The sequence below is a fragment of the Streptomyces alboflavus genome, assembly GCF_000716675.1.
GTDB classification, from domain to species: Bacteria; Actinomycetota; Actinomycetes; order Streptomycetales; family Streptomycetaceae; genus Streptomyces; species Streptomyces alboflavus.
Genome location: NZ_JNXT01000161.1, coordinates 1 through 250, shown reverse-complemented (window position 1 = coordinate 250; position 250 = coordinate 1). Strand labels below are relative to the sequence as shown.

Below are 250 nucleotides of genomic sequence, written 5' to 3'. Positions count from 1 at the left end.
GCTGTTCGCGGTCGAGGTGGCGTTGTTCCGTCTCCTTGAGTCGTGGGGTGTGCGGCCCGACGTGCTTGCGGGCCACTCGATCGGTGAGCTGGCTGCGGCCCACGTGGCCGGGGTCTGGTCCCTGGCCGACGCCGTGAAGGTGGTCTCCGCTCGGGGCGCGCTCATGCAGGCGCTCCCGACCGGTGGCGCGATGGTCGCGATCCAGGCGTCCGAGGCCGGGGTCACTGATGAGGGCTTGCCGGAGACGGTG

General features: G+C 71.6%; 1 protein-coding gene. It reads left to right on the top strand.

From position 1 onward, the window contains the following. On the top strand, positions 1–250 hold a 250-nt coding region (locus OO63_RS41165), incomplete at both ends, for an acyltransferase domain-containing protein (RefSeq protein WP_033264997.1).